Source organism: Haladaptatus sp. DJG-WS-42 (genome assembly GCF_037198285.1).
In the GTDB taxonomy this organism is placed as follows: Archaea; Halobacteriota; Halobacteria; order Halobacteriales; family Halococcaceae; genus QDMS2.
The window spans coordinates 2,374,953-2,401,451 of the sequence record NZ_CP147243.1 but is presented as its reverse complement, the minus strand read 5'-3'; the positions used below and the strand labels follow the sequence as shown (position 1 = coordinate 2,401,451).

The following is a 26,499-nucleotide window of genomic DNA, read 5'->3' as shown; positions in this document are numbered from 1 at the left end:
TCTTTTGGCAGCCCAGTACGTCATTCAGGCTAATGACTGGTCGCAGGCTCACCGGCCGGGAGGTGTCGATGTGAAAATTGGCGTGTTCGCCCCCTCACGGGCCACTGCCATCATCGACGCCATCACCGACGCTGGTGGCGACGCTGTTTTCGACCCGGCTGCGACCGACGACGTTGACGCGCTCGTCACGGTGGGCGAGGAGGCGCTCTTATCGCTCATTCCTGAGGGCGTGTCTGTCCCCGTTCTCCCGATTGCTGCAGCGGCTGGCATCCCGTCTGTCGCGCGCGAGAATGCACCCGACGCCGTAGCCTCGCTCGTTGCGGGCGACTTCGACACAGAAGCCGTGCCACTCATCGCTGCGACCGTCGGGGAACGAACCGTCCGTGCGCTGCGCGACGTGATGCTCGTCACGACCGAACCAGCACGCATCTCTGAGTACGCCATCTCGTCTATGGGCGAGCGCGTGGCTGAGTTCCGCGCCGATGGCGTCGTCGTCGCGACCCCCGCGGGCAGCCACGGCTACGCGCGCGCGGCGGGCGGGTCGGTCGTCGCACCGAGCGAGTTGGCGAGTATTGTCCCTATCTCCCCGTTTGCCATCGACCGAAGCCACTGGGTGCTCCCGATGGCCGACCTCTCTGTTTCTGTGGTGCGCGACGAGGCGGAAGTAGAGTTATTGGCCGATACACGCCGTGAGCTGATTGTTCCGACAGGAATGTCCGTTGCTATCTCGACTGCAGCAGCACTTTCGGTCGCCGTCGTCCCCGAAACAACCCCTGTTCTCTCGGGGTCGGGCGTCCGGTAGATTGGAAAAGTTCTAATGGGTTACGGACTGAGAAACGCCTATGCAAACGCTTGCGATGTTCGGCCCGCTTGACACCATCGTCGGCCCCTACATCGAGTTCGTCGTTCTCGGACTCCTGTTGGCCAACATGGTGACACGAATCGTCGCCCACCGGTCTCACGTAAACCAGAACAACGACGGGGGCGCAGACGCGATGAGCCGCTCGATGCTCCACAATGTGACGACGGCACTGCTCGTCCTCGCAACGCTCTACTACCTCACGTGGGACTCCTATGCGGGGCTCGTCTCCGGCATCCTCATCCTCGGCATGGTCATCACTGACTTCTTCGAGTTCGAGGCACGCCTCGTCGAAGCCCGTCGCGACGTGCCACTCGACACGCCGAAAGGCGCAATCGCCGCCTCCGTGCTGGCGCTACTCTACGTGGCCTTCCAGACGCTGTTCTTCATCGTCGAACCAGTCTGGACCGCCATCGTCGGGTAATCACCGTCATTTTCTTCGGTTTTCCCTGCTGAGTGAGTTCTCGACCACTCACAGATACCGCCTGACCTCGGCACAGTACGCACGATACTCCGCATCGAAGCTGCGCGCCAGCGCCGCCTCCTCACGCCGAACCACGAGATGCGTCCAACCTGCCACGAGCGGGAGGAACACGAACGGCCAGATGCTGTTCCAGCGCAGTCCAATGGCGACGTACAGCCCCGTCCACGCCACGTACATCGGATTCCGACTGTGGGTGTAGGGGAACGCGGTGACGAGCGATGGAGCGTTCTCGAGGTCGGCTGTACCAACGGCCCGGACTGCTGCCGCGATGGTCGCCCCACTGAGTCCGAGAAGCACATGGCTACACTGACGAACGCGACGGGGCCGCTGCACAAATCGGATAGGGTGAAACACGGAGAGGATGGCGCTCAAAACGAGCGCAGTCACATGCGGCTCTGGAACGGGGACGTTCTGCCAGCGCACCCGTGGCTGTCTCTGCGCCCACCCCTCTCGACACAGCGCGTCCATACCCTCACGACGCGTTATTCGTGAAAAACGATTTCGCGGGGAAGCCCATGGCTCGCGGTGGTGAGAAACGAAAGAGAAGCGTCGTTATTCTGATTTCGCGCGCTCTGCACGAGCGGCGCGCAGCTGGTTCACCGCCGGGATGACGACCCAGAACATGAGTGCGCCGAGGATAGCGAACCAGAACAGTGCGTCGCGGAGGTAGACGGCCATCGTCCCGTACAGGTCAAGCCCTTCGGGCGTCGCCCCGATAAGCTGGTCACCCTCGAAGCTGGGCGTGTTGTACCACCCTGCGAGAACCATCCAGAGTAAGCCAGCACCCGTAAAGATGCCAAGCCCTTTTGCGAATTCGTCAGCCATTATCTGCAGGTTCGTCGGCGTCGTCTTTAGACTTTCCCATTCCCTGAGCGCGAAAGCGTGTCGAGAAGGCGTACACGATGGCGCCGAACGCAATCAGCCCAATCCCAAGCAGCGCAATCGGGAGGTTCACCTCGTCCGCAGCGAGCGACGACTGTTGGGTGGCTGCGTCGATGACGAGAAACCCGCCAACGACGGCGACCACGGCGAACAGCGTCGAGAACACGGTGATGGTTTTATAGAGACGAATCGGGACTTCGACGTCACGAGCGCGTTGCTCAGACGGGGTTGCGTCCGGCGAGCGCTCATCGGTTGGTGTCATATGACGAAAAGTGGTGGAAATCCGGTTACTGCGGTGGTCGCAGGCGGTAGTACCGGCGGTTGAGTTCGAACATGTAGCCTTCGCGCATCGCCTTCAACACCGCATAGCTGATGAAGCCACAGACGAACGGCGCGAGGAACGTCAGGTCGAACAGGAGGTCTGCGTTCATTGGAACGAGGTTCTTGACTGCGAGTGCGCTGATGGTGAGGGCGAACACCACGCCAAACACACCAACGGACGCCCAGAACGGCTCCTCGACCGGTCTGCGCGCGCTGCCCTTATTCAGGAATGGGACGACCGCAATCGCACCCACTACGATGAGGTTCGCAACCACGCCATACGTTGCGTCCGCCATCAGTTTCTGTCCGCCGATGATGGCGAGGTCGGGGTTGAGCGGCCCCATCTTCAGCAGGCCGAACGACCAGTACAGATACCAGTCAGGCAGGATAATCGCCGGTGTCGTACTCGGGTTTGCTGGTGGACCGATGTGCGGTGGCAGCGTCGCAGACAGGAACAGCAACATTCCGGTGAAGAACGCCACGAGCGAGAGATTCCGAATCATCTCGTGGGGCCACGCGGGGAAGCCAAGCACGTCACGTTCGACGTAGCTAGAGGACATGCGCAGGTCTTGGTCTTCACGCCGCGAGCGCTCGAAGTACTCGTAGGTCAGCCGGGAGAGACCCTCGGTGCGCTGTTTGCGCTCCAGCCACGTGGGCGTCTCATCGTCCGGCGGGACGATGCCAGTGCCGTCGGTTCTGACTTCTGTGTCGTTGTTTTCGCTCATGATTCTCTAGTGTGGCTCCGCGATGCCCTGCATCCAGACGATGCCGATGTGGAGGGCGATGACCGCCGTCACCACGAACGGCAACAGGAAGACGTGCAGGATGTACATTCGTTGGAGCGTTGCTTGTCCAAGCGTGAACCCACCGAAGAGGAGCTGTGCGGCCCACTCCCCGACAATCGGGATGGACAGCGCCATTTCGACGCCAATTTGCCCGGCCCAGAACGCGAGTTGGTCCCACGGCAGCAGGTACCCGGTGTACCCGAACACCAGCGTGAGGCTGATGAGGATGATGCCGATGATCCAGTTGAGCTCACGTGGCTCCTTGTACGCGCCCGTGAAGTAGACACGGAGCATGTGCAAGAACACGGCCGCGACCATGATTTGTGCAGACCAGCGGTGGATCGACCGGAGCATGAACCCGAAGTTCAGGTCCTGCATGATGAACACAATCGAGTTGTACGCCGTCGACGGGTCGCCCGTCGTCGCGGGTGCGTAATAGAACCCGAGCAACGCGCCACTGATTGCGGCCGCCACGTAGGCCAACGTCGAGAAACTCCCGAGGGCGTAGAGCGGATACCAGTACCAGAACTTGTTGTCCAAGTTGTACTGCTCGGTGTGGCTCTTTGGCATCTGCAGGTTGACTTTGTAGTAGAGATTCTCGAGCAATTCGAGGTAGTCAACGAGACGAAGCCGTTGGTCGAGCCAGATGAGTACCGTCAGGTATGTCTGTTCGACCGCGGTCAAATCTTTCTCCTTCATCCACGCGCCGTGGTCCATCTCGTCTTTCCGTTCGAGACTCATTATTCACCCTCCGGGCGCGGCAGTGCCACGAACGATTTCTTGATCGTGCTGAATGGGTCGTACACCGACTGGTGGCACGGGCAGTACACGTCGTTCTCCGCGTTGAACTTGTCACTGCCAGAGATGGATTTGAATCCGGGCACACAGCAGAAGTGTGTACACTTGTTGAGCCAACCAATACAGCCGTCTACGGTGCTCGCTCGAATCCACTCTGCGAACTCGTCTTCGCCGCTCTCTGCACGTTCGAGGATTTGCGAGCTGCGGACGACCTGCACTGGAATCTGTTCCTGTGGCGTAACGTCGACCGAACGCCACGTCCCCATTGCGGGCTTTCCGAGGCCGCCTTGACCGATACCGTTACCCCACGATTCGTAGTCCGCGAAATCGTCGATGTGGATTTTGTCGCCGGCAGAGTAGGTGTCCGCCTGCCAACTGTACGGTGGGTCACCTGACGACCGGAAGAAGTTGTCTTGGTCTGCGTCTGGCTGGATGCCTGGGAGCGTCTGTGCACCGCAGTACTGGAACCATTCAGTCGAGTATGTCTCGCCGCCGAGTTCCATCTCGGCGACCGTGATCTCTTGTCCCTGAACCGTTCGCTTCTCTGGCTCCGGCCAGACGCCCTTGATGAACCCCTCTGAGTCGATTTCGAGGGGAATCTGTGGCATGCCGCGCGGGGCAGGCCCCGCGGTGTTTTCGATGCCAAGATACTGTGTGATACCACCACCGGCACCACTCGGCGAGGTGGCCGAGTTAAGTGCCGCAACCCCGCCCGTGCCGACACTGGCGAGCGTCGCACTCCCGACGACGCCCTTTACGAAGCGTCGGCGGCCTGATTCAGTTGGATATTTGTCGTCGTCTACTGGCATGATTATCTCTTATAGTAGGGATAGACTGCGCGTTTGATGCTCTCCCACGGCCCCTCGCTGGACGCACTGGAGCCATACATATCCTCTTCTTTGATGTAGAGGTCTTCCCACTTGCGCCGACGCTTTTTCACAATCATAACGTCTGGGAGGAACTCCTTGCGGTAGAGCATGAGGATGAACGCGAGGTCGATGAAGATGACCGACAACACGCCACCGAGGAACATGCTCCCAAGCCCGGTCTGGTCCCCCTTCGACCAGCCCGTGAGCAGCCCAAACACGAACAGGCCAACGAACGCGATCTCGATGACCGTAAGCAGGACAATTGCGATTGCCGCGGCCGTGCTCTCGCGGGCTGGTTCGTAGCGGTGAATGTCACCGTAACTGCTGTCTGAAGAACTCATTAGTTGTTACCTCCTTTTGCGTGGGGTGATTCGCCGTACTTGAGCAGGAAGAACGTATAGATGAGCGAAACGACGAGCATGAGAATCGTCGCGATGCCCACGAAGTGCGCCTGAATCGGCACACCCATCTCCTCTGCGTCAATCTCAACTTCCGCGCTTTGCGGTGGCGCACCGGACTCGTTGATGATGATTTCACCTGTCATCCCCGAGGAGGCATGGGGCTGGCAATGATACTCGTAGGTACCGAGGGTATCGAACGTGTGTTCGTAGGTGAATCCCGTGTTTTCGAGGGATTCTGAGCCTTCCCAGCCCGCGCCGTCTGGCTGGCTGTCCACCACGATGTTGTGGTTGTCAGATTCCCAGACGAACTGCACGGTCGTCCCGGGCGATGCGTAGAGCGGTTCTTCGGTACCGGGGGTGAAGATGAGGTCACCGCCGGGGCCGACGGTCACGGTTTTCGAGCCGCCACCGCCGCCACCGCCGCCACTGCCGTCCGTGCTGTTGTTACCCGCCCCTGGCGTCGTCGTGCCCTCGCCAGAGGAACTATTGTTGGAGGATGTAGGCTCCTCCTGGGCCACAGCGGGGGCAGCGCCGACGACGGCGGTACCGCCTGCAACACCGCTGGCGGTCAGTAGAAAGTCCCGTCGCTTCATGTACAGTTGGGAAGTCAGTACCCGGTTTGTATAAACCCACCGAATACGGGCGTGGGCGCGTGTACTGTCGGGTGTCAGGTCCGAATGCGCTGGTGGCAAAATTTCCGTATCGAGCTAGCACGTAGCCGTTATTCCTGCGGGAACGATGCGCCAGCCCCATCGCGCTCAGTGGCGGCGTCTAACTGGCGCGCTCTGCGGGCCGCGTCGAGGCGGTCGCGCCATTCTTCGGGGAGCGCCTCTGGGTACGACCCGGATTCGAGGTCGAGCGCCCGCAATCGGTCGCGGTACTCCTCCGCCCGGAACCGGTCTGAAAGCCGCGCATTCGCGACGATAATCGAGAGGAACAGCCCAAAGGCGAGGAAGCCAAGCCCGACGAGAATCGTGAGCAAAATCGCCCGCCCAACCGGGAACATCGTCACTTCACCGAGCGGGGTCCCACAGACGAATCCGCCGCCACTCGCCGCGGGCGTACAGAGCGTTGGTAAGAGCGGGTCGTAGATAAACGGCCCAAAGAGGAGGACGAGTCCGGCGAACACGTTGAGCGAGCCAACGGTGAGCAAGACGGTGTTGCCGAGTTTGCCCGTTCCTTCGCGCACGTCGTCCGGGCTCGGGAGCACGCGGCCCTCGGGGGCGATATGTGGGTCGTAGTCGTCCATCGAGCAGAGCGCGACGGTGGGCTTTACGTCCCGAAGAATCGTCCCGCTGCCTTCGACGCTCCCGTCTGCGTAGATGACGGCGTACCCCTCGTCTGAGTACGCAAGCAGGCATTCTTCCCCGTCTTCGGCAATGCGTTCGACGCGGGCGAAGACTTCGCGCGTGGCAACCTGCCAGCGCAGGTCTGACTCGACGCGAGCTAACAGTTCGTCGCCCGTAATCCACGAGTCGGGGTCGAACGCCACGTCCCACTCTTCGGGCGTCATCTTCGCCATGTCGGCCGGACCGAAGTTGTCGAAGTCGTACTTCTCTTCGACGCGCTTTCGGAGTTCTTCCACAGACGGCGACTCCTCGCCCGCCGAGCCAGCTGCTTGCTCGTCGAGTTCGTCTGGGCCCGTGGAACGAGCATCTCCCATTTCCGGGAAAGTTAGTGTTCGACCGGTAAACGCTTTCCGAACCCCACGCTTCCGTTGCTTTCGCCATGTTTTAGCGCCTCGCCTCGCTACTCCCGGTCATGCTCGGCCTGCCGGACGCCACGACTGCGGCCGTGGCTGCCCTCCTCGTGACGCTCAGTTTTCCGTTCTACCTCTACGGCGCGTGGATTATGATAGACGCAGACGAGGTGACGTGGGGCGTCCTCACCTACCACCTCAAATTCATCTTCGTTGGCCTCGCGTTGAACACCGGTCCCGTCGTGTTCTGGATGGTGCCTCGACTCACCGAACAGTTGAACGGCTTTGTCGCCCTCCACTCCTTCCTCGGGCTCCAAGCCTACGCGATGCTTGTGTTCGCCCTAACGGGTATCGTCCGCATCTTTCAGGCGAAGTGGAAACACAACCTCTACCACGACTACGACGAGGATGTGTTGCTCACAGAAATCGGCTCTGAGAAGATGGATTTCTGGCGGCGGCGCCTCCGCATCGGCGTGTTCGGCTACGTGATTTTTTGGATTTTCGCGTGGATTGTGGGGATGGCGCGATTTCTCACGAAGTACCAGTTTTTCTGAGGTGCGCGACTCACACCATGTCTGCGAACGTCAGGCCGAGATAGCCACCGAGCGTCATGATGAGAAACTGAACGGCTGCATCGGTGACGGTTTCGATACCGAATAAATCGAGCACAGTCACATCGATGAGGAGCCCAACGAGCGCGACGATGCAGACGAACACAACCCGTGGCAAGCTAACGAAATGAGAAGCGAACACGCGGTCTGTAAGACCCTTTGGCGCTGACATTTTCCGTGAATGAACGAGTGCGACGAATCGGGAAAATAATTCGGGTGCTTACCAGGCTTCGCCCTTCGCCAAATCGACCTCTTGGTCAACTTTGGACGAGGGGCAGATGTCTTCTAACACGCAGTCATCGCAATCTGGGTTGATGGCGGTACACGTCGCCCGACCGTGGCTGATGAACAGGTGGGTCAAATTCTGCCAGTCGTCGCGCGGGATGAGTGGCATGAGGGCTTGTTCGATGTTCTTCGGACTCTTTTCTTCAGTAATACCCAGACGGCGAGAGATCCGCTGGACGTGGGTGTCCACGACGATACCCTCCACGATGTCGTGGCCGTGTTGGAGGACGACGTTCGCCGTTTTGCGACCCACCCCAGCTAAATCAGTCAACTCGGACATGGTATCCGGCACTTCCCCGTCGTGTTTTTCGATAATATCCGCACACGCACTCCGGATGTACTTCGCCTTGTTGTTGTAGTAGGTAATCGAGGAGATGTCCTCGGCCAGCGCTTCCTGTGGTGCGTTCGCGTACGCTTCTGCAGAATCGTACTTGGCGAACAGCTCCTTCGTGACCTTGTTCACGCGCTTGTCGGTACACTGCGCGGAGAGCATCACGGCAATCAGGAGTTCAAGGCGGTTTGCGTACCGAAGTGAAATCGTCGTGTCGGGGAACTCCTCGTAGAGGCGTTCTACAACCTCTTCAGCTTGTTCCTCGCGCGACGAAAGTGGCGTTCCCATGTGCGAGAAAACCGCCCAAGCCCAATTGAGTGGTTCGGTTTACCAGAGCAGTGCGGGCCGCCGAGACCACAGAGCGGAGGAATTAAGCGCGCTTCTCTCACCGCATGAAGTATGAAAGCGACGGCGAAAGCCCACCCCATTCAGGGACTCGTCAAGTACCACGGGATGCGAGATGAGGAACTGAGACTGCCGTATCACGACAGCATCAGCCTCTGTACCGCCCCAAGCCACTCGAAGACGACCGTCGAATTCGACGACGACTTAGCCGAAGATAGCTACCGCGTGGACGGCGAGGAGATCGCCGGTCGCGGCGCAGAGCGCATCAAACACGTCGTAGACCACGTCCGCTCGCTCGCAGATATCGACACGCGCGTTCGCTTCGAGAGCGAGAACAACTTCCCGAGCAACGTCGGCTTTGGCTCTTCTTCCTCGGGATTCGCCGCTGCCGCGCTCGCCGCGTGTGAGGCTGCCGGCCTCGACATGACACTCCCCGAAATTTCTGCGGTCGCCCGCCGTGGCTCTTCCTCCGCTGCTCGCGCCGTCACCGGCGGCTTCTCGCATCTCCGAACCGGCCTCAACGACGAGGACTGTCGCTCAGAACGCATCGACTCGGGCTTAGAAGACGAGGTCGCCATCATCGCCGCGCTCGTCCCAGCGTACAAGGAAACCGAAGAAGCCCACAAGGAAGCCGCGGACAGCCACATGTTCGACGCGCGGATGGCGCACATCCACGGCCAGATTGCCGAGATGCGCGACGGCCTGCGCGAGGCTGACTTCGACCGCGTGTTCAAGCTTGCAGAACACGACTCACTCTCGCTCACCGCAACCACCATGACCGGCCCTGCGGGCTGGGTCTACTGGAAGCCAGACACCCTCCGCGTGTTCGAAACCGTCCGCGAACTCCGCGACGACGGCGTGCCCGTCTACTTCTCGACCGACACCGGTGCGAGCGTCTACGTCAACACGAAACCCGAGTACGCAGACCGCGTCGAGGAGGCCATCGCGGCACTCGACATCGAAACCCACGTCTGGGAAATTGGTGGCCCTGCCCACATCCTCGACGAATCGGAAGCCCTGTTCTAGACCGTTTTGAGGCTGGCGATGCTAGAGGGCGTATGCGCGTCCTCGTCCTTGGCGCTGGCTACGCTGGCCTCACCCTCACCCACCGACTCTCCCGCTCACTCCCCGCAGACGCATCCCTGACGCTCGTAGACGACACGGAAACCCACCTCATCCAGCACGAACTCCACCGTGTGATTCGCCGTCCCGCGCTCGCCGCGGAACTGACGATTTCGCTTTCAGACCTGTTCCCCGACGAGACGGTACGCCGCGCCCGCGTCGAACACGTCTCACCCGAGGAAAAGACGGTGGCGCTCGACACGGGCGAAACGCTTTCCTACGACGTTTGTGCGGTCTGTCTCGGCGCGGAAACCGCGTACTACGGGTTGCCCGGACTCAAAGCGCACGCGACGCCGCTCAAAACCGTCGCAGACGCGACGGCGATTCACGACCGCTTCATCGAACTCGGCCCCGAAGACGGCCACGTCCTCGTCTGCGGGGCTGGACTCTCTGGCATCCAAACGGCAGGTGAACTCGCCGCACTCGCGAACGAACGCGGGTGGGAGCCGAAAATCAGACTGCTCGAACAGGCCCATAGCGTTGCCCCGGGCTTCCCCAAAAACTTCCGTCGGGCCGTCCGCGACGCGCTCACGAGCGAGGGCGTCATCATCGAGACCGAAACCACCGTCGCGAGCGCGGACGATACCGAAGTCCACCTCGAAGACGGAACGATGGCCTATGACCAACTCATCTGGACGGGCGGTATCGCTGGCCCCGCTGCCTTCGACGGCATTCGCCACCGCGTGCGGAACACGCTGGAGGTTGCAGACGGCACGTTCGTCGTCGGCGATGCTGCGGACGTCATCGACGCAGACGGCCAGCGCGTGCCTGCAAGCGCCCAATCGGCCCTCCGAGAAGCGCGCGCGGTCGCAACAAGCATCGAGAAAATCGCGACCCACAACCCGACAGCAGGCTTCTCGCCGCGACGGACGGCGTTTCGCTTCGACTCACCGGGCTGGATTGTCACTGTTGGCGAGCAAACCGTCGCGCAGGTCGGCCCAACAATTCTCACCGGAACGCCAGCACTCGCGCTCAAGGCGTCGATTGGCGCGGGCTACCTCACCCAAATCGGTGCGGTCGAAGAAGCGCTCGACCTCGTGCGCGCTGAATTTTCCGACTGATTAGACGCCGGGAATCCCGATTGCGCCAAGCGAGAGGATTCCGAGCGTGCTGAGGAAGAACAAGACAATCGTCGCGGTAACCCATGCGACGAGCGCGATGCCGATGGCACTGCCCCACTCGCCAGGGTAGCGCCAGTTGACCACGCCGATGTAGGCGATGAGCGCGAGGAGCGTCCCGATGAGCGGGATGAAACTCAGTATCGCCCAGACGACCGCCCCGATGAGTGCCGTCACCACCGCGTGGCCGTAGTCGTCCATGTCAGTGAGTACGCGGGCACCCACGTACAGTCCGAAGCCACCGACGAGCAGACCGACGACGAACACGATGAGTGAATCAATTACTCCCATAGCCGTCCCTCACTCCGAGCGAACGGATATACCCATTGGCCAACTGACGTGTGAGTTGGCCACATCCGCCACCCGAAGCGTCAAACCTCGGGCGGCAGAATGCCCCCTATGACCGAATCCAACCGGCAGTTCCGACTTGCAAGCAGACCAACGGGAACGCCGACGCGCGAGGACTTCGACCTCGTCGAAGCCGACTTTCCCGACCCCGGCCACGACGAAGTGCTCGTAAAGACCTGTTATCTCTCCGTTGACCCGTACATGCGCGGCCGGATGCGGGACGCAGATTCGTACGCAGAACCGTGGGACGTGGGCGACGTGATGAGCGCAGGCGTCGTGGGCGAAGTGCTTGAATCGAACCACGCACGCTACGAACCCGGAGACATCGTCGCTGGGAACCTCGATTGGGCCGAGTACGCCACCGCGAAGGGCCACGAACTCACGGCTGTTGACCCAAGCGTTGCGCCCATCTCGACCGCACTTGGCGTGCTTGGGATGCCCGGGCGAACCGCCTACTTCGGTCTCTTAGAGGTTGCAGAGCCAATGCCCGGCGATACCGTCGTCGTGTCAGGTGCGGCCGGTGCCGTTGGCTCGGTCGTTGGCCAACTCGCCACGCTTACGGGTTGTCGCGTGGTCGGAACCGCAGGCAGTGACGAGAAGGTCGCGTGGCTCACCGAGGAACTCGGCTTCGACGCCGGAATCAACTACAAAACCACGGAGAACATGACTGAGGCGTTGGCAGAAGCGTGTCCAAACGGCGTGGACGTGTACTTCGACAACGTCGGCGGCCCCATCACTGACGCTGTCATGCCCCACCTCAACGTCGGCGCAAACGTAGCCGTCTGTGGACAAATTTCGCAGTACAACGCCACAGAACCACCACAGGGACCACGAAAATTCGGGCAACTCATCACGAGTCGTGCACGGGTCGAGGGCTTTCTCGTCTCTGATTTTGCCGCCGACTTCGGCACGGCCACGAAACGCCTCGCTTCGTGGGTTGCGTCGGGCGACATCGCCTACCGAGAATCAGTCGTGGAAGGGTTCGAAAATGCGCCAGCGGCGTTCTTGGGACTGTTCGAGGGCGACAACATTGGGAAGCAACTCGTGAAAGTTGCAGACCCGTCGTTCACGGATGCAGAAAGCGTGAAGACGGAAGAGTAGCGCCGCAACCGTACAGGACGGTCACGCGCGATCTGGTGATTGGAGGGCTCGATGTGGTCAGAGGAACCGTTGGCCGAGGGCGGTGATGCCGAAGGCGGCGACCGTGAGCACGCTCAGGAGGTAACTCGAGATGAGCGCGGCCGGGACGAGGCTGAGGGAGGTTGCGCCGAGGAGGAGGGCGCTCGCAGAGGAGAGTCCAAGGTAGTAGTTCGACCACGCGAGGTCGTTGTCTGCACCTTCGTCGGGCGCTTCTGGACCGTCTGCGAATTCCGCGGTTTCCTGTGTCGACGTGGCGGCGTCGTGGGAGTCCGTTTCGATGAACGGGTAGAGCTGGGCGGCGTGCGCCGTGGGGGCGACGATACCGCGACTCTGGTTGTATTCGATGACGCCTTCGTCGTCGAGTTTGGGGAGGTGGGTCTGGTAGAGGGCGATGTAGACGCGCTGGCGCTCGTCCGAGTGCAGCTGTTGGACGGTGGTGTCGTTTTCCCACGCCGCAACCTGCTCTGCCACGTCACGCATACGGACGCTGTCCTCGTCCGTTTGGGCGAGGTATCGGAGCACCGCGCGGCGACGTTCGTTCTGCAGCAGGTGGAATATCTGGTCCTGCGTCAGGGGGGAGTCGTCTGTGTCTTCTGACATACCCGCGAGGGTATCAGTCTGCACGTCTGCATTTGGGGAGTCGGTGCTTACCGTCATCACAATTCGGTCAAGAAGTGGGGAGGTAATAAAGGGAGTCAGTGGTTTCGACCCGTTTCGAGTAGTTTCAAAGCGTTTCAACCGTTTCCCCTCTGGCGATTAAACGGTATTGAACAATCCATGAGTGAGGCTGTCAAGCGTGTGTGAAACGGGTTCAGTGAGAGGGTTTGTTCTGGCATAATTTTCGGAAACGTTGTATGACCACATTACTGCCAGCTCCGCCCTCACGTGTATATCATTGGCATAGAGTGTGTCATGTCGTACCGAAAGACAGGAACGCGGGAAGTTACCGCGTCGCGGTAAATCCCCGCTGGGCGGCTCCGATGAGGAGCACGGCGAAGAACGCCACGATAAGCCACTGGCCTGTCTGTGAGCTGAGCGCGTCTGCGACCATACCCAGCAGATTTGCACCAACGGCCTGCCCCAGGGCGAACAACAGCAAGATGAAGCCGATGACGATGACACCAGTGCGAACCGCGGTTGTTGCAAACCACGACGCCTGGGACGATTGAGTCGGCTGGGTGTCTTGCTGGCCACCCTGTTGATTCGCACGTTGCTCTTGTGAGCGCTGTGTGCCGGACTGTGTCCGGGTGTTTGTTCCTGATTGGGGCATTGTAGGTCACCCCGTCTGGGGACAGACACAGTAGCTACCTTATTATACGGCCGCTAAGAGGCGTGAAAACGAGTGGGTAGGGTGTTATCAGCCGCCAAAGCCAGCCACAACCCAGCGGTAGGTCACTCCAACGCCCACCGCAATGAGGTAGCTCACGATGACGTGTGGCACCCAGAACACGTAGAACTCGAAAGTGGGGAACAGGGCCTTGCCAAGCGCAGACCCAATCGTGAGGATGAGATAGCCCGGCAACGCAAGCGGCGTCATCCACTGGGTATTGCGCGCCCCGAGGGCGAGCGGGACGACAAGCAAGAGGAACACTGAGATGGCAATTGGGTCTATTAGGACGCGCTTTAGTTCCACGTCAGCGACCTCCCGTCCGTTCGATACCGTGGCGCGCGAGCAACGCGTCTGCCGCGCGCGTCGTCCAATCAGTGCGCGTGTCGAGGTCGAGCAAGAAACTCGTCGATTCGACGATGTACGCAGGCGTGTCCCGGTCCTGACCGACTTTGTTCGCGATGAGCGGCCCAGACTCGGGCATCGGGTCGCCCGCGCGATACTTGTGCAGTGGCATGTACCACGGCACCTTTTCGTCGTTAAGGATGTCTGCGACCGCCTGTGCGTGTTCGACCGCAGGCCCGGCGGCCGTCGGGAAAATCGCTTGCCCGACGTAACCGGGCTGAACATTGTAGATACCAAGCGACCGATGCAGGTCGATGTACACGTCTGGGTCGTGACGTTCAATCGCGCCCCAGAGCGCCTGTGCAAGCGCTGAGGCCGGTTCATCGCCGGGCGGAAACAGTCGGTTCAGGTCGCCGCCGGTCCCTTCGCGCGTGCCACGCTCGATGGCGATGGTGTTCGCACGCGGGATGACAACGAGCGTTCCCTGTGCAATGTCCCATCCGGAAACAGTCTCAGCCGCACGATACCCAGAGATTTCGTCGCCGTGGATACCGCCCGTGACCAATGCCGTTGGCCCCGACTGTGCGCCTTCGATAACGACCACCTCAGTCGCGTGGTTGGTTCCGTCGAGTAACGTGTACGTGTCGCGGGTTGCCACGGGAGAGCCACGACTATCGCCGGTTGCTGGAACGCTGCCCGCAACAGCGATTCCAACGACACCGCCAGCCCGGGATAGTACGGTGCGACGTTTCATCGACTTGAGGTTGTAACGAGACGACTAAACTTATACGGCCGGGTAGCGGCGTGACAGCCAGCAGAGTGGTTGGGATAGTAACTATAAATCCCTGGCGTGACAATTAATTACATGGACGAATGGGTTGAAAATCGGACAATTGGCGAGGGACCACAGTACCGTGTTTCGATAGTTGAGCTGGCCGATGTCGTCGGCGTCTCCATTCAAACCCGCGACGACCCAGCCGAGACGTTCGGCGAGCGAACGGTGCTCAACCCAACAGAAACCAAAAGCCTCGTCGAATTCCTCGAAACTGGCATCACAGCCGCCCGGTATCGCGCGCTCGCTGAAGTCGTCGGCCCCGACGCGCTTGACCTGTTCAAACGCGGTGAAATCTCGGCCGACGAACTCGCAGAAAATTTCGGCAACGAAGTGAAGCGCGAAGTGGGCGAAAACTAACTCGTCCGTTCGAGCAGCTCGATCCGGTTCCCGAACGGGTCACGGACGGAAAATCGCTCACGGCCCGGAATCGGACTGTGTCGCCGTTTTCCTGGAGTGACGTGGATTTTTCAAATTCCTCGAAGCCAAGACTCCCCACGTAAAACGCACGCTCACTGTCCTCAGTGCCGGGTGGAATGGGTGACTTGACGTGGTCGATGCGCGACAAGGAAATCATCTGTAGTCGGGGGATGCGATTCGGGAAGAAGGTGAGTCTTCGCTATTAGCAGGGTACAGTATCGGTGTCAGTGAGCAGCACAGATTGTGGATAGCAATGGTACGTTTCCAAGACTCCCAGTTTACATGGAAAGTCGGCCAACGCTGCTACCTCAGTGAGATAGTGGCACCAAGGTGCATACGCGCCGAGGAAGTTACCGTCACTGTGTTTGCTTAATCGTAATTGAATGTGAATCGATTCGTGCCGAAACCGTTTCCGAAGGATCTGACTTGGTAGCACCCCGAATCGAAGTTCCATTTGTCCGTTTTCCCTTCATTGATCGACCCCCAAGCATGACCACCGTCGTGGTTGTCACCCCATTCGTTCGAGCTGGTTCCGTCGACATCACCGGCAAACCAAATGTCATATTGGTTGTCTTTCCAGAGACTTTCGACTACGCATGTTCCCGATTGACTTGTTACATAGCCATCAACAGTGACTAATGCCTCTGGATACAGTGACACTGGATTATAGTCGCTCTTTGCACCCGTGACAAGGACGCGTTCGAATTTGACGGCGTTATCAAAGGTGTAGTGGTCAGCGCCCCCTTCGATTTCCCCAGAAATATCTGGGTTTCCGTTCCCCATTTTGATGTCGTATTCAACCGTATTGTACCCACTATCATTCGTCACTCTAAGATCCGTCTGCTGTGCTGCTGCTTTTTCGGTGGATACGTAGCCGAGGAGGCCTACACTGCCAATTGCACCGGCGGTTGACCGGAGGAATGATCGTCGTTGCATTGCATTTTTAGATGGATTGAGGCGTGTATTAAATATTTATATTTACAAAAATATATTTGAATTAAGCCCAAAATATTCGGATATAATTATTGTGATGAGGATAACTCATCTCCGAGAAAAACTGTCCGCTTCATGTTGATTCCCAATGCGTTTCACGCGTAGGCAGGAGTTACGATAGTTCCGATACCAAAAACTACAGCAGAATTTCCATAGAGACGGCGTAGCTACAGCAGGGGTGCATTGATGCATTTGTGCTTGCACCAGAATACGTACAGACGACATCGTGTCGGTGGCTCTGACGGACGTGTGTCAGCTCACATCATGGAGTTATAGCTGTGGCTCACGACGTAGACGATCGCGAAATGAAAACAAACGCTGAGAGAGGAACAGTCACTTGCTCTCATTGACCGACGATGCGGCAAGCCCACTTTAGATTTGAACACCGGTCGCAGAGACGCTGCTCCCTCGTTCAAATCTCTCAGCGAATGCGAGTCCCGCGGCTCACGAGTTTGTGAGCCGCGAAAGTACGAGCGCTGAGAGATTTGAACTCCCGACAACTTGGTCCGAAGCCAAGCACTCTGTCCAGGCTGAGCTAAGCGCCCTCATCCGATTCTAAGACGACGGACTATTTTAAACCCCGCGATTCGCCTCGCGTGAGTCGCGCCATTTAACCGCTCCCCGCGATGAAATTTGGTCATGTCGATGGGAGACCGCGTCCGCGGCTTGCTGGAGCTGACCCGCCCAGTCAACGCCGTCGCGGCGGGCGTGCTGACGTTCATTGGGGCCTTCGTCGCAGGTGGCGCGTTCGCGCTCCCCGTTGAGACGGGCGCGGCGGTCGGCGCAACCGTCTTTGCGACGGGCGCGGGCAACGCCATCAACGACTACTTCGACCGGGAAATCGACCGCATCAACCAGCCGGGGAGAGCCATCCCGCGCGGCGCCGTCACCCCGCGCGAGGCACTCGTGTTCAGTCTCGCCCTCTTCGCGGGCGCGGTCATCCTCGCCTTGCTCTTGCCATTCGCGGCGATTGCGATTGCGGTCGTAAACCTCGTCGCGCTCGTCGCGTACACGAAGGTGTTCAAAGGCCTCCCCGGCGCAGGCAACGTCGTCGTCGCGTATCTTGGTGGGAGCACCTTCCTGTTCGGCGGCGCGGCGGTTTCCGTGCTGAACGAGGCCGTCGTGGTCCTCTTTGCGCTCGCCGCAATCTCGACGCTCACCCGCGAAATTGTCAAAGACGTAGAGGACATCACGGGCGACCGCGAGGAGGGACTCAACACCCTTCCAATTGCGATTGGTGAGCGAAACGCGCTCGTTCTCGGCGTCGTGTTGCTTGGGGTCGCCGTCCTCGCCAGCCCGATTCCCTATCTCCAAGCGACGTTCGGGCTTGCCTATCTCGTGGTCGTTGTCCCTGCAGACCTCCTCATGCTGTATGCGGGATACGAGAGTTTTCACAACCCAACGGCGAGCCAATCCCATCTCAAATATGGGATGTTCCTCGCCGCCGCAGCGTTCATCGCGGGGCGCATCGGCGTCATCGTCTGAGACGTTGAGTACGATAGGGGTTTATGCTGGTGTGTCCCATTTACGTGAATAGATGCGAAGGTGTGAACAGGATGTTCACCACTCTTGTCCATCGATGTCCACACGTGCAGGGGTGAATCCCGGCGATGTATAATCTCGGGCCGAAGCTCAATGGACAGACGATAGAGGCTGGGTCGAACCTCCTCATTACTGGGCCGCCACTCTCTGGAAAGCGACAGCTGGCGCTCAACATTCTCAAACAGGGGTTCGAGGACGATGAAGGCGGCATCGTCATCTCGACCAAAGACAGTGGTGACCGTATCATAGAAGAGTACACGCGGACGGGTTGGTCCCTCGACAACGTGCCACTGGGTATCGTCGATTGCGTCACCAAACACCAAGGAATCGGGCCGGCCAACGAGACCGCCACGCTCAAGTTCGCCTCCTCACCGCACGATATGACCGGGATTGGGATTAAACTCTCAGAGCTCCTCGAGCACTTTTACTCCAATCAGGGGATCCACCGCAATCGCGTGATGCTCCACTCGCTTTCAACGCTCATCATCTACTCGAACATCCAGACGGTGTTTCGCTTCCTCCACGTATTCACCGGGAGGACCCAAAGCGCAAACGCACTCGGAATTTTCGTGATGGAGTCTACGGCTCACGACGAGAAGACGATGAACATGATGGCCCAACTGTTCGACGGCGTCATCGAAACCAACCAAGAGACGCCGGAGGTCACGCTCAGAACGTCAACCGCGTAACACGGTCCGATGGCGTGTGTGATGCACACCTGCAGTACCCTTTTGCGGCGCGCTCCCATTTGTACAGCTATGCCTGTCGAGACGGACGCTGAACTCCGCGAAATTCTCGGACTCAAAACCATTGCTGTCGTTGGCTGTTCTGCGACCCCCGGAAAAGACGCCCATAACATTCCGAAGTATATGCAACGGCACGGCTACACCATCATCCCGGTGAACCCGTACGCGGACGAGATCTTCGGGATGGAGCCCTACGACTCGCTCGCCGATGTCGAAGAGGAAATCGACATCGTAGACGTGTTCCGCCCCTCTGAGGAAGTTGCCGCCATCGTAGACGCCGCCCTCGAACGCGACGACGTGACGGTCATCTGGACACAACTCGGCATCCGCGACGACGAAGCGGCGAAAAAAGCAGAAGCTGCAGGCAAGCAGTTCGTCCAAAGTCGGTGTCTAAAAGTCGAACACGCCCGGCTGCTGTAACCCTAATTTTCCCACTCGTCGAACGAGCGATAGATACCCTTCGAGAGATACCGCTCGCTCGAATCGGGGAAGATGGTGACGACCGAGTCGTGTGGGGCAGAAACCACACCGGACTCGATTTTCGCGGCGAGGCGCTGGGCGGCCACGCTCGCCGCACCCGAACTCGAGGCAACGAGGTGCCCCTCCTCGCGTGCGAGCCGCTTCAACTCGGTGTGGGCGGCCTCATCGCTCACCTGCGCGACGCTGTCTACGAGGTCGGGGTCGAACAGCTCGTTTGTCGCCACGTCGTGCGTCCCAATCCCCTCGATTTTGTACTCGGCTTCTGCTGCCGATTTTCCCTTCGTCGTCGAGTAGAGCGAGCCTTCGGGTTCGACGGCGCAGATGTGGATGTCCTCGTCCTGTTCAAGCGCGTATCGGGCGATTCCCATGAGCGTCCCCGCAGTGCCACATCCGGCGACGATGGCTCCGACGTTACCATCGAGGGCGTCGAAAATCTCCGGCGCGGTGAGTTCGTAGTGTGCTTCTGCGTTGAGCGGGTTTGCGAACTGTTGAGGAACGACGGCGTTGTCGAGTTCAGCGGCGAGTTGATGCGCACGGTCGATTGCGCCACCCATCCCGTCCTCGGTCGGCGTGTTGATAATCTCCGCGCCAAGGGCAGCCATGAGCTGTTGCTTTTCAACGCTGAAGCGCTCTGGAACGACAAAAATCGCATTCAGGTCGAGTTGTCCTGCCGCGATGGCGAGCCCAATGCCGGTGTTCCCGGCGGTCGGCTCGACGACCGTGCCGCCCGGCGAAAGTTCACCGCGGTCGAGCATCTGTTCTAACATATACAGGCCAATGCGGTCTTTCACGCTCGCGCCCGGATTGAACGATTCGAGCTTCGCATAGACGGGAACAGCGTCAACGGAGGCTGTGACCCGGACGAGCGGGGTTTCGCCTATCGTATCAAGAACCGAGTCGAGCGGTTCTCGGTGCGTGGTCATAGCCGGTGGTTCGCACCCGACCAATTAAATCGGCACGTTTTGCCAGTCAGTCGCTACTTTCCGCTGGCGTTTCTGCGGGGGTCGTGGCCGCTTCTTGCTCAGCGTCTGCTGCTTTGGCCTCCGCGAGCAGTTCGTCAACGTCGAGGCCCTCTTTCTCCGCGAGTGCTTCTAAGAGGACACGCTGTTGTTTGAGGTCGGCCTCCACCGACTCGACTTTTTCGCCGGTCGATTCGACCTGTTGTCTGAGCGCCAGAATCTGTTCGCGCAACTCGTTGAGGCGCTTGTACAACTCTTCTGCGGTATCTGCGACTTTCTGCAACTTCTTTGCGGTTCCACCAAGTCCCATGGCCGGGCGTTTGGGGCGGAACTACCTGTGCGTTGCGGCTTTGAGAACGGGGCGTTTAATTCGACTCCCCGACAACTCTTCGAAAATGGCTGAGGAGTTCGAGGTACACACCCCCGCCCCCCTGCTCGGTATCGCCGCTGACATCGCCGTTCTCGTGGCGATTCTCGCACCCTATCTCATCTTGCCCGAGAGCGCAGCCTCCGGGCTGACCGTCTATTATACGAGTGGGTTCGCTGGCGTGTTTGGTGCGGCTGGCTTCGCGCTCGTGACGCTCATCGCCTTTGTGGCCGGGTACAAACAGCGCACCGAGCCGGTGACGGTCGCGGCGGCGACGAGCGCACTCGGCGTGTTCATGGTGCTTTTGACGCTGCTTTGGGCGGTGGCCGTGCCGATTGACGTGCTCGGCAGTCTCACGACGGTGGAGAGTGCATTCGGCGCGACGCTCATGGAGAATCACCGCTGGATTGTGCTGCTTTGCTCGCTCGGCGTGCCCGTGAGCGGCGTGTGGTACGCCCGCGCCCTCAAGTTATTTTAGCGCCAAGAGTCGAAAGGCCCTTAAGCCGGAACCAGTTATCAAATAACTGGACTAGGTCGGGCAGTTAGGCCCTGCTCGTCACCCACGCTATGGTCTTTAGTGGGGACCGAACAACGGGTGCGTCCGGTCAGACCGGCGCGGGCCCCGGGAGCCAACGTAGAAGCCTCGTCCTTCGGGGACAGCGGTCTTTCGGTGAACGTCTGCAGGGACGTCCCACCGTGGTTAACCGCGAGCAACCCGTCAGGCGCGGAAGCGAGCAGCGAACTCGTGGACACCTGTCGCTCGAAGGGGTGCGGGGTGGAGGCGGCAACCGGGATTCCCCGTGTTGGAACGCCAGGCAACTCCGTCCGTCCGCATTCATACCGTATTCACGTTCCTGAGCCGCTGCGCTGTGTGTCGCTGGCTCGGAAAGTAAAAAAATGAGTGCCTACTGTTCGACCGCGCCGAAGTCAGACCCGTTCTGGAGAACCACAGCCCCAGAGAGGTCGCGCTGTGGGTACGGAATCTCGATGTCCGCTTCGTCGAACCGATTTTTCACGTTCGTGATGTACTCACCACGCGTCTTGACGAAGTCTGCGCGACTCGGGTTGTCGATCCAGATGCGCGACTGGAGGCCAACGTACGAGTCTGCGAGTTCCGTGAGGCGAACCGTCGGCGCTGGTTCGTTCATGATGCCCTCATGTTTTTCGGCTTCCTCGACGATGATTTTCGTCGCCGCGTCGATGTCGTCGTCGTAGCCGATGCCGAAGACGAATTTCAGGCGAAGCTTGTTCTTTGCGACGGGGTTCTTGATGACGCCGTCGGTGAGCGTCGAGTTCGGAACGGTGAGCAGTTCGTTGTCGAACGTGCGCACGCGGCTGACCCGCAAGCTGATGTCTTCGACGATTCCCGAGTAGCTGTCCCACTCAATCCAGTCACCGACGCGAAACGGCTTGTCCGTGTAGATGAAGATGCCCGCGACGAAGTTCTTGATGACGTCTTGCATCGCAAAGCCGATGGCGAGCGTGGCGGCCGCCGCGATGGTGGCCAACGAGGTGAGGAAGCTGCCGAAGCCAGCCGCGCCGAAGGCAACGGAGATGGCCGTAAAGAGGACGATGACCGAGACGAGGCGACGAAGCGGCTGGCGAGCGTGTTCGTCTAAGCCCCGCGAGCGAACCACGCGGTCGAAAAGTGGGGTGACGATGATTTTTCCGAGCAGGAACACCGCGATGAACGCGCCGACGAACAGCACGAACTGCGTCGCGATGAGGCCGTACGTCTCGCCAAGAAGCTGCTCGAAAATCGGAAGTGTGCTAACCATTTAGTGGAAAACCGCCGTGTTGCCCCGCGTATCAACGACCTCTGCACCGGCGTTTTCCGCGAGTTCTTCGGCCATCTCTTCGACCGATGTTCCGCCCCGCGACGCGCGAAGGAACTTGACTTTCACCAGCTTTCGGTCTTGGAGCTGGGTTTTCAGCTCTTCGAGGACAGCACCGTGGCCGCTCTTGCCGACCCAGACGGTGACTTCGACATCGTGGGCTTCTTTCCGCAAGTCTTGATTTACCATTGGCTTATGCGCTTTATTAACCGGAGCTATGTGAATATTGAGGTATGGCCGTCGTGCCCGGTGTCAGGTTAGGGAAAACAGTTTAGTATGGGTGGCGTGCGTGGTGGCCACACTCACACGAGATGACGACGTGTCCATCTTGTAATCGCACACGCGCGTTGCGGCCGGGGACGAGGTATGTGTCGCACGAGGCACACGTAAATCGTTTGAACTCCCGCGGGAGGCGCAACCGGTGTCGCTCTGCGATACGTCTGGCCAGTCTCACGTACTCGCGTGCCCGGTCATCATGCCCGGTTTTGACGGCGTCTCTCGAAAGGTTGTGCAAGCGCGCAATCCGCTCTTCGGCAATAGTAGTCATCGGAAACGAGGGGTGGGGTGGGGGGTTTCCGGGGCCGAACACAAAGGAAAGAAAAGCTCCTGTGTTGCCCCAAGCGAAATGATTTGTTGTTGCATATAAATAGATTCCGATTGACGGGATTATTAACCGCTGTTACCGCAACAGTTAATCGGCATCCGTGGGTCGGTTTTGCTGTGCGCGCGCTCAACTATCTTGAACTGGAATCGGCGCTAGCGCGGAGCGGGATTGGCACCGCAACCGACCAGCAACGCGCGGCTCTCGAACAGACCGACATAGAGGTCATCACCTCCCCGTGGGTGGGTGGAAACGTAGACCGCGGACTCAGGAGCGCGCTCCACGGTGGTCCGTTGCTCGAATCGGTAGACCTTGTGCACCTGAACACGATTGGCCCAGTTTCGCTCGCGCTTGCCAGACGGGCGAAATCGAAGGGCATTCCACTCGTTTTGCACGCCCACACGACGGGCGAAGACTTCGCAGAGAGCTTTCGTGGGTCGAATCTCGCCGCACCGGTTCTCGCGCGCTACCTGCAGTGGTTTTACTCCCAGGCAGACCTCGTGCTCTGCCCAAGCGAGTTCACGAAGGACATCCTCGAATCGTACCCTGTAACCGCCCCGATTCGCCCGATTACGAACGGCGTGGACACGGAGGCACTCGAAGGACACGAAGAGTTGCGCGAGGAGTATCGGGACAAATACGACCTCTCCGGAATGGTCGTTTTCGCCGTCGGGAGCGTCTTCGAGCGAAAAGGCCTCACGACGTTCTGCGAACTCGCAGAAGAGACCGAGTACGACTTCGCATGGTTCGGCACCTACGACACCGGCCCGCAGGCGAGCGCAACCGTCACCGAGTGGGTGAACAACCCGCCAGCAAACGTCACGTTCACCGGGTGGGTGGACGACATTCGCGGCGCGTACGGTGCGGGCGACGTGTATCTGTTCCCGACGAAAAACGAGAATCAGGGCATCGCCGTCCTCGAGGCGATGGCCTGTGGCAAGGCGGTCGTTATCCGCGACATTCCTGTCTTCTCTGAGTTCTACACCCACGGCGAAGACTGTCTCAAGTGTTCGACCCACGCGGAGTTCCGCGAGGCACTTGACAGACTGGCAGCAGAACCAGAACTTCGAAAACAACTCGGCGAAAACGCGAGACAGACGGCTGCCGAACACGGATTAGACCGCGTCGCAACCGAGCTTCTTACAATCTATCGTGATGTCACAAACCATTAAGTCTCGGCTGGACAAGGGTGAGAAATGATGCCCCGGGTCGCCGCGTTCACGGACACCTACCTACCCACGGTCAACGGGGTCACGTATACGGTCAAAACGTGGCGCGAACGCTGGCTTGCCCGCGGCGGGCGCATGGACATCGTGTTTCCCAAAGCGCGCGGCTACAGCCCCGACCAGGGCGAACATGCGGTTCGTAGCCTTCCGTTCCCCTTCTACGACGGCTTTTATCTCGGCACGCCCTCCGTACCGTCTGCCGTTTCCGACGTAGACATCGTCCACGCCCACACGCCGTTTTCACTCGGGCTTGGCGGGCTTCGGCTCTCGCGTGAGGTGGACGCACCGTTCATCACGTCGTATCACACGCCAACGAGCGAGTACGCAGACTACCTTGCCCAACGCGAATTTCTCTCGAACGGCCTTGGTCGCATCGCGGAATCTTACGAACGCTGGTTTTTCGGCCACGCAGACACCGTGCTCGTCCCGAGCGAGGACACAAAACGGCATCTGACCGACGAAGTCGGCATCGAGAGCCGGGTCGAAGTCGTCCCGAACGGCGTTGACATCGAGACGTTTCGCCCCACCGACGGTGCGGAGTTTCGACACAAACACGGCATCGACCCAGACCAGCCGCTCGTTGGCTACACCGGACGCCACGGCTTCGAGAAGTCGCTCACCTCCATTCTCGACGCGGTGGCCGGGCTGGACGTGACCGTCGTCTTCGGCGGCGACGGCCCCGCCCGCGAAACGCTCGAAGCCCGCGCCGAAGACATGGACATGGACATTCGCTTCCTCGGCTTCCTCGACCGCGAAGACCTCCCGTCGTTCTACGCCGCCCTCGACGTGTTTGCGTTCCCGAGTCCGGTGGAAACGCAGGGCATCGTCGCGCTCGAAGCGAATGCCGCCGGGACGCCCGTCGTGGGCGTAAACGCCGGAGCGCTCGAAGACACGGTCATCGATGGTGTGACCGGCTATCACTTCGAACCGGGTGACATCGCAGGCTTCAGCGCGGGGATAGAGCAAGCGCTCGAAAACAATGCAGAACTGAGCGAAAATTGCGTCAACCGCCGCGACCAGATCAGCGTCGAAGCGGCGGTTGACCAGCTGTTAGACGTGTACGAACGCGAACTGGCTCAGTACTCGTAGAAGCCCTGTCCGGTCTTTTTGCCAAGGTCGCCCGCAGCGACTTTGCGCTTTAACAGATACGCTGGCTTGTAACGGTCGCCGAGTTCTTCGAACAGCGTCTCGCTCGCGTGCAGACACACGTCGAGACCGATGTGGTCTGCGAGTTGGAGCGGCCCCATCGGGACGTTCGTGCCGAGGGTCATGCCCTTGTCAATGTCCTCTTTCGTGCCGAGACCTTCGTCGTAGGCCCGGATGCCCTCGTTCAGCCACGGCATGAGGATGCGGTTGGTGATGAACCCCGGCTTGTCGTCGGATTCCCACGTCTCCTTGCCGAGTTTTTCAGAGAGTTCGTGGGCGAGTTCCCCGACTTCGGGGCTCGTCTTCTCGCCGATGACGACTTCGACGCCCGTCATGATGGGAACCGGGTTCATGAAGTGGAGGCCAACGACCTGCTCTGGGCGCTCCGTGGCGCTTGCGATGGTCGTAATCGACAGCGTGCTCGTGTTCGTGGCGAGGACCACGTCTTCGGGCATGAGGTCGTCTAAGTCAGAGAAGATGTCCTGTTTGACCTCCATGTTCTCGACGGCGGCTTCGATGACGAGGTCGCAGTCTGCGAGGTCCTCGAACTCGGTCGTACCCGTGATGCGGTCAATTGCAGCGTCTTTCTCGGCTTCGCTCAGTTTCTCTTTCGAGACGAAGCGGCTGAGCGAGTCGTCGATGGCTGACAGCCCGCGCTCGACGAACTCGTCTTTGATGTCGCGCATCACGACGTCGTAGCCCGAGGCGGCCGCAACCTGCGTTATCCCGTTGCCCATGGTTCCCGCGCCAATCACGCCAATCGTGTTGATGTCGTCCATTCCGCGCATACGAGAACCACTCTCGGCAGGGGGTGTAAACGTGCCGAAGTCGTGGGAGACAGTCGCACAAACTGGCAGGCGTGTCCACGAATACCATAATTTATAGCGAACGAACCGACTATGGTAATTCATGGCATCGCATGGTGTGCGCGACCACGTTTTTGGGCACGATGTCGCTCCGTTTGACATTGAGTCTGCCCACCGGCTGAGCTGTGAGTTGGGCGAATATCTGACCGAGAACGCACCGACAGACCAGTTCGTCTCACTGCGCCACGGCTCTGGGAAGTCGCTCACCGCGTACACGCTCACCGAACACTCCTGTGTCATCAAGTTCAGAACGCCGGTTGGTCGGCTCCGCTTTTTTGAGGTGCCACGCGACACCGTCGAAGCGACAATCGACCGGCTCAGACGCGACGATTGGCGACAGTTGGATTCGGGCGCGTAGGCGTGGGATACGTGGGCATACGGCACAACTCGACCCAATAGACTATTAAGCAAAGTCA

Annotated in this window: 37 protein-coding genes, 1 tRNA gene and 1 other RNA gene; 15 read left to right on the top strand and 24 right to left on the bottom strand. The window is 59.7% G+C overall.

The features are described from left to right. The first annotated feature begins 70 nt into the window (after positions 1-70). Together V5N47_RS13035 and V5N47_RS13030 are read left to right on the top strand one after the other, a co-directional pair. Positions 71-802, top strand: a complete 732-nt coding sequence (locus V5N47_RS13035) for an ATP-NAD kinase (RefSeq protein WP_338728096.1) — start codon at positions 71-73, stop codon at positions 800-802. A 40-nt stretch (positions 803-842) separates the two neighbouring features. Next, positions 843-1,283: a hypothetical protein gene (locus V5N47_RS13030; RefSeq protein WP_338728094.1), complete on the top strand. Its 441-nt coding sequence runs from the start codon at positions 843-845 to the stop codon at positions 1,281-1,283. Positions 1,284-1,331: 48 nt separating this feature from the next. Here the strand turns inward: V5N47_RS13030 and V5N47_RS13025 are convergent, their stop codons facing one another. The 9 genes from V5N47_RS13025 to V5N47_RS12985 all read right to left on the bottom strand — a co-directional run bounded on the left by V5N47_RS13025 (position 1,332) and on the right by V5N47_RS12985 (position 7,062). Then, positions 1,332-1,640, bottom strand: a complete 309-nt coding sequence (locus tag V5N47_RS13025) for a methyltransferase (protein WP_338728092.1) — start codon at positions 1,638-1,640, stop codon at positions 1,332-1,334. Positions 1,641-1,895: 255 nt separating this feature from the next. Beyond that, positions 1,896-2,168, bottom strand: a complete 273-nt coding sequence (locus tag V5N47_RS13020) for a hypothetical protein (RefSeq protein ID WP_338728090.1) — start codon at positions 2,166-2,168, stop codon at positions 1,896-1,898. Further along, positions 2,161-2,487: a hypothetical protein gene (locus V5N47_RS13015; protein ID WP_338728088.1), complete on the bottom strand. Its 327-nt coding sequence runs from the start codon at positions 2,485-2,487 to the stop codon at positions 2,161-2,163. Before V5N47_RS13015 ends, V5N47_RS13020 begins: the two co-directional genes overlap by 8 nt. Before the next feature lie 25 nt (positions 2,488-2,512). Beyond that, positions 2,513-3,271: a cytochrome bc complex cytochrome b subunit gene (locus V5N47_RS13010; protein ID WP_338728086.1), complete on the bottom strand. Its 759-nt coding sequence runs from the start codon at positions 3,269-3,271 to the stop codon at positions 2,513-2,515. A 6-nt stretch (positions 3,272-3,277) separates the two neighbouring features. After that, a complete protein-coding gene (locus V5N47_RS13005) occupies positions 3,278-4,072 on the bottom strand; it encodes a cytochrome bc complex cytochrome b subunit (RefSeq protein WP_338728085.1) in 795 nt (264 codons plus the stop codon). Then, on the bottom strand, positions 4,072-4,938 hold the full coding sequence (locus V5N47_RS13000) for a ubiquinol-cytochrome c reductase iron-sulfur subunit (RefSeq protein ID WP_338728084.1): 867 nt from the start codon (positions 4,936-4,938) through the stop codon (positions 4,072-4,074). Before V5N47_RS13000 ends, V5N47_RS13005 begins: the two co-directional genes overlap by 1 nt. Positions 4,939-4,940: 2 nt before the next feature. Beyond that, complete coding sequence (locus V5N47_RS12995) at positions 4,941-5,339, bottom strand: hypothetical protein (protein WP_338728082.1); 399 nt, start codon at positions 5,337-5,339, stop codon at positions 4,941-4,943. Then, positions 5,339-5,992, bottom strand: a complete 654-nt coding sequence (locus tag V5N47_RS12990) for a plastocyanin/azurin family copper-binding protein (RefSeq protein ID WP_338728080.1) — start codon at positions 5,990-5,992, stop codon at positions 5,339-5,341. The genes V5N47_RS12995 and V5N47_RS12990 overlap by 1 nt, the downstream gene beginning before the upstream one ends. A gap of 128 nt (positions 5,993-6,120) precedes the next feature. Then, positions 6,121-7,062, bottom strand: coding sequence for a hypothetical protein (locus V5N47_RS12985; protein WP_338728078.1), 942 nt, complete (start codon positions 7,060-7,062; stop codon positions 6,121-6,123). A gap of 98 nt (positions 7,063-7,160) precedes the next feature. Here V5N47_RS12985 and V5N47_RS12980 point away from each other — a divergent pair, with 98 nt between their 5' ends. After that, positions 7,161-7,652 carry a hypothetical protein gene (locus V5N47_RS12980; RefSeq protein WP_338728077.1) on the top strand — a complete coding sequence of 164 codons (492 nt, stop codon included), beginning with the start codon at positions 7,161-7,163 and terminating at the stop codon, positions 7,650-7,652. Positions 7,653-7,662: 10 nt separating this feature from the next. On the opposite strand, the gene V5N47_RS12975 is transcribed toward V5N47_RS12980, so the two are convergent. Further along, positions 7,663-7,881, bottom strand: coding sequence for a hypothetical protein (locus V5N47_RS12975; protein ID WP_338728075.1), 219 nt, complete (start codon positions 7,879-7,881; stop codon positions 7,663-7,665). 48 nt (positions 7,882-7,929) lie between these two features. Next, positions 7,930-8,613 (bottom strand): endonuclease III, encoded by a 684-nt coding sequence (nth, locus tag V5N47_RS12970; protein ID WP_338728073.1) that lies wholly within the window; start codon positions 8,611-8,613, stop codon positions 7,930-7,932. Between the two features lie 111 nt (positions 8,614-8,724). Between nth and mvaD the strand changes: the two genes are divergently transcribed. Both mvaD and V5N47_RS12960 read left to right on the top strand, forming a co-directional pair. Further along, positions 8,725-9,696, top strand: a complete 972-nt coding sequence (gene mvaD / locus V5N47_RS12965) for a phosphomevalonate decarboxylase MvaD (protein ID WP_338728071.1) — start codon at positions 8,725-8,727, stop codon at positions 9,694-9,696. 32 nt (positions 9,697-9,728) lie between these two features. Continuing rightward, positions 9,729-10,853, top strand: coding sequence for an FAD-dependent oxidoreductase (locus V5N47_RS12960; protein WP_338728069.1), 1,125 nt, complete (start codon positions 9,729-9,731; stop codon positions 10,851-10,853). On the opposite strand, the gene V5N47_RS12955 is transcribed toward V5N47_RS12960, so the two are convergent. Beyond that, entirely contained in the window at positions 10,854-11,201 is a 348-nt protein-coding gene (locus V5N47_RS12955; protein ID WP_338728067.1) for a hypothetical protein, read from the bottom strand. It lies immediately after the preceding gene. A 108-nt stretch (positions 11,202-11,309) separates the two neighbouring features. Between V5N47_RS12955 and V5N47_RS12950 the strand changes: the two genes are divergently transcribed. Next, positions 11,310-12,359, top strand: coding sequence for an NADP-dependent oxidoreductase (locus tag V5N47_RS12950; protein WP_338728065.1), 1,050 nt, complete (start codon positions 11,310-11,312; stop codon positions 12,357-12,359). A 57-nt stretch (positions 12,360-12,416) separates the two neighbouring features. Here the strand turns inward: V5N47_RS12950 and V5N47_RS12945 are convergent, their stop codons facing one another. The 4 genes from V5N47_RS12945 to V5N47_RS12930 form a co-directional block, all read right to left on the bottom strand. Continuing rightward, the gene (locus tag V5N47_RS12945; protein ID WP_338728063.1) at positions 12,417-12,998 is read right to left on the bottom strand and encodes a hypothetical protein; all 582 of its coding nucleotides are present in this window, start codon (positions 12,996-12,998) and stop codon (positions 12,417-12,419) included. A gap of 343 nt (positions 12,999-13,341) precedes the next feature. Continuing rightward, positions 13,342-13,668, bottom strand: coding sequence for a hypothetical protein (locus tag V5N47_RS12940; protein ID WP_338728061.1), 327 nt, complete (start codon positions 13,666-13,668; stop codon positions 13,342-13,344). A gap of 87 nt (positions 13,669-13,755) precedes the next feature. Further along, positions 13,756-14,031 carry a hypothetical protein gene (locus V5N47_RS12935; RefSeq protein WP_338728059.1) on the bottom strand — a complete coding sequence of 92 codons (276 nt, stop codon included), beginning with the start codon at positions 14,029-14,031 and terminating at the stop codon, positions 13,756-13,758. 1 nt (position 14,032) lies between these two features. After that, the gene (locus V5N47_RS12930; RefSeq protein WP_338728057.1) at positions 14,033-14,824 is read right to left on the bottom strand and encodes a succinylglutamate desuccinylase/aspartoacylase family protein; all 792 of its coding nucleotides are present in this window, start codon (positions 14,822-14,824) and stop codon (positions 14,033-14,035) included. Between the two features lie 111 nt (positions 14,825-14,935). Here V5N47_RS12930 and V5N47_RS12925 point away from each other — a divergent pair, with 111 nt between their 5' ends. Next, the gene (locus tag V5N47_RS12925) at positions 14,936-15,262 is read left to right on the top strand and encodes a hypothetical protein (protein WP_338728056.1); all 327 of its coding nucleotides are present in this window, start codon (positions 14,936-14,938) and stop codon (positions 15,260-15,262) included. Between the two features lie 429 nt (positions 15,263-15,691). Here the strand turns inward: V5N47_RS12925 and V5N47_RS12920 are convergent, their stop codons facing one another. Together V5N47_RS12920 and V5N47_RS12915 are read right to left on the bottom strand one after the other, a co-directional pair. Then, a complete protein-coding gene (locus V5N47_RS12920; protein ID WP_338728054.1) occupies positions 15,692-16,258 on the bottom strand; it encodes a hypothetical protein in 567 nt (188 codons plus the stop codon). A gap of 527 nt (positions 16,259-16,785) precedes the next feature. Next, positions 16,786-16,860 (bottom strand) — tRNA-Arg (locus V5N47_RS12915). A 94-nt stretch (positions 16,861-16,954) separates the two neighbouring features. On the opposite strand from V5N47_RS12915, the gene V5N47_RS12910 reads away from it, so the two are divergent. From V5N47_RS12910 to V5N47_RS12900, 3 genes are all read left to right on the top strand, one after another. Next, on the top strand, positions 16,955-17,800 hold the full coding sequence (locus V5N47_RS12910; protein ID WP_338728053.1) for a geranylgeranylglycerol-phosphate geranylgeranyltransferase: 846 nt from the start codon (positions 16,955-16,957) through the stop codon (positions 17,798-17,800). 125 nt (positions 17,801-17,925) lie between these two features. Next, entirely contained in the window at positions 17,926-18,546 is a 621-nt protein-coding gene (locus tag V5N47_RS12905) for an ATPase domain-containing protein (protein WP_338728052.1), read from the top strand. A gap of 69 nt (positions 18,547-18,615) precedes the next feature. Further along, positions 18,616-19,023 (top strand): CoA-binding protein, encoded by a 408-nt coding sequence (locus V5N47_RS12900; protein WP_338728050.1) that lies wholly within the window; start codon positions 18,616-18,618, stop codon positions 19,021-19,023. A gap of 2 nt (positions 19,024-19,025) precedes the next feature. On the opposite strand, the gene V5N47_RS12895 is transcribed toward V5N47_RS12900, so the two are convergent. After that, complete coding sequence (locus V5N47_RS12895) at positions 19,026-20,006, bottom strand: PLP-dependent cysteine synthase family protein (RefSeq protein WP_338728048.1); 981 nt, start codon at positions 20,004-20,006, stop codon at positions 19,026-19,028. A 46-nt stretch (positions 20,007-20,052) separates the two neighbouring features. Next, positions 20,053-20,352: a DUF5798 family protein gene (locus V5N47_RS12890; protein WP_338728046.1), complete on the bottom strand. Its 300-nt coding sequence runs from the start codon at positions 20,350-20,352 to the stop codon at positions 20,053-20,055. Positions 20,353-20,437: 85 nt separating this feature from the next. On the opposite strand from V5N47_RS12890, the gene V5N47_RS12885 reads away from it, so the two are divergent. Together V5N47_RS12885 and ffs are read left to right on the top strand one after the other, a co-directional pair. Next, a complete protein-coding gene (locus V5N47_RS12885; protein WP_338728044.1) occupies positions 20,438-20,887 on the top strand; it encodes a hypothetical protein in 450 nt (149 codons plus the stop codon). Positions 20,888-20,931: 44 nt separating this feature from the next. Further along, positions 20,932-21,244, top strand: an RNA gene (ffs, locus tag V5N47_RS12880) — signal recognition particle sRNA. Positions 21,245-21,314: 70 nt separating this feature from the next. Here ffs and V5N47_RS12875 read toward each other — a convergent pair. From V5N47_RS12875 to V5N47_RS12865, 3 genes are all read right to left on the bottom strand, one after another. Further along, positions 21,315-22,187 carry a mechanosensitive ion channel family protein gene (locus V5N47_RS12875; RefSeq protein ID WP_338728043.1) on the bottom strand — a complete coding sequence of 291 codons (873 nt, stop codon included), beginning with the start codon at positions 22,185-22,187 and terminating at the stop codon, positions 21,315-21,317. Next, the gene (locus V5N47_RS12870; RefSeq protein ID WP_338728042.1) at positions 22,188-22,433 is read right to left on the bottom strand and encodes a YhbY family RNA-binding protein; all 246 of its coding nucleotides are present in this window, start codon (positions 22,431-22,433) and stop codon (positions 22,188-22,190) included. Positions 22,434-22,515: 82 nt separating this feature from the next. After that, positions 22,516-22,791, bottom strand: a complete 276-nt coding sequence (locus tag V5N47_RS12865) for a ribonuclease P protein component 4 (protein WP_338728041.1) — start codon at positions 22,789-22,791, stop codon at positions 22,516-22,518. A gap of 173 nt (positions 22,792-22,964) precedes the next feature. Here V5N47_RS12865 and V5N47_RS12860 point away from each other — a divergent pair, with 173 nt between their 5' ends. Together V5N47_RS12860 and V5N47_RS12855 are read left to right on the top strand one after the other, a co-directional pair. Then, entirely contained in the window at positions 22,965-24,017 is a 1,053-nt protein-coding gene (locus tag V5N47_RS12860; protein ID WP_338728040.1) for a glycosyltransferase family 4 protein, read from the top strand. A 24-nt stretch (positions 24,018-24,041) separates the two neighbouring features. After that, positions 24,042-25,160: a glycosyltransferase gene (locus V5N47_RS12855; protein ID WP_338728038.1), complete on the top strand. Its 1,119-nt coding sequence runs from the start codon at positions 24,042-24,044 to the stop codon at positions 25,158-25,160. Here the strand turns inward: V5N47_RS12855 and V5N47_RS12850 are convergent. Continuing rightward, the gene (locus V5N47_RS12850) at positions 25,148-26,005 is read right to left on the bottom strand and encodes a 3-hydroxyacyl-CoA dehydrogenase NAD-binding domain-containing protein (protein WP_338728037.1); all 858 of its coding nucleotides are present in this window, start codon (positions 26,003-26,005) and stop codon (positions 25,148-25,150) included. The genes V5N47_RS12855 and V5N47_RS12850 overlap by 13 nt on opposite strands. A gap of 121 nt (positions 26,006-26,126) precedes the next feature. Here V5N47_RS12850 and V5N47_RS12845 point away from each other — a divergent pair, with 121 nt between their 5' ends. Then, the gene (locus V5N47_RS12845) at positions 26,127-26,441 is read left to right on the top strand and encodes a hypothetical protein (RefSeq protein WP_338728036.1); all 315 of its coding nucleotides are present in this window, start codon (positions 26,127-26,129) and stop codon (positions 26,439-26,441) included. The last annotated feature ends 58 nt before the right edge of the window (positions 26,442-26,499 follow it).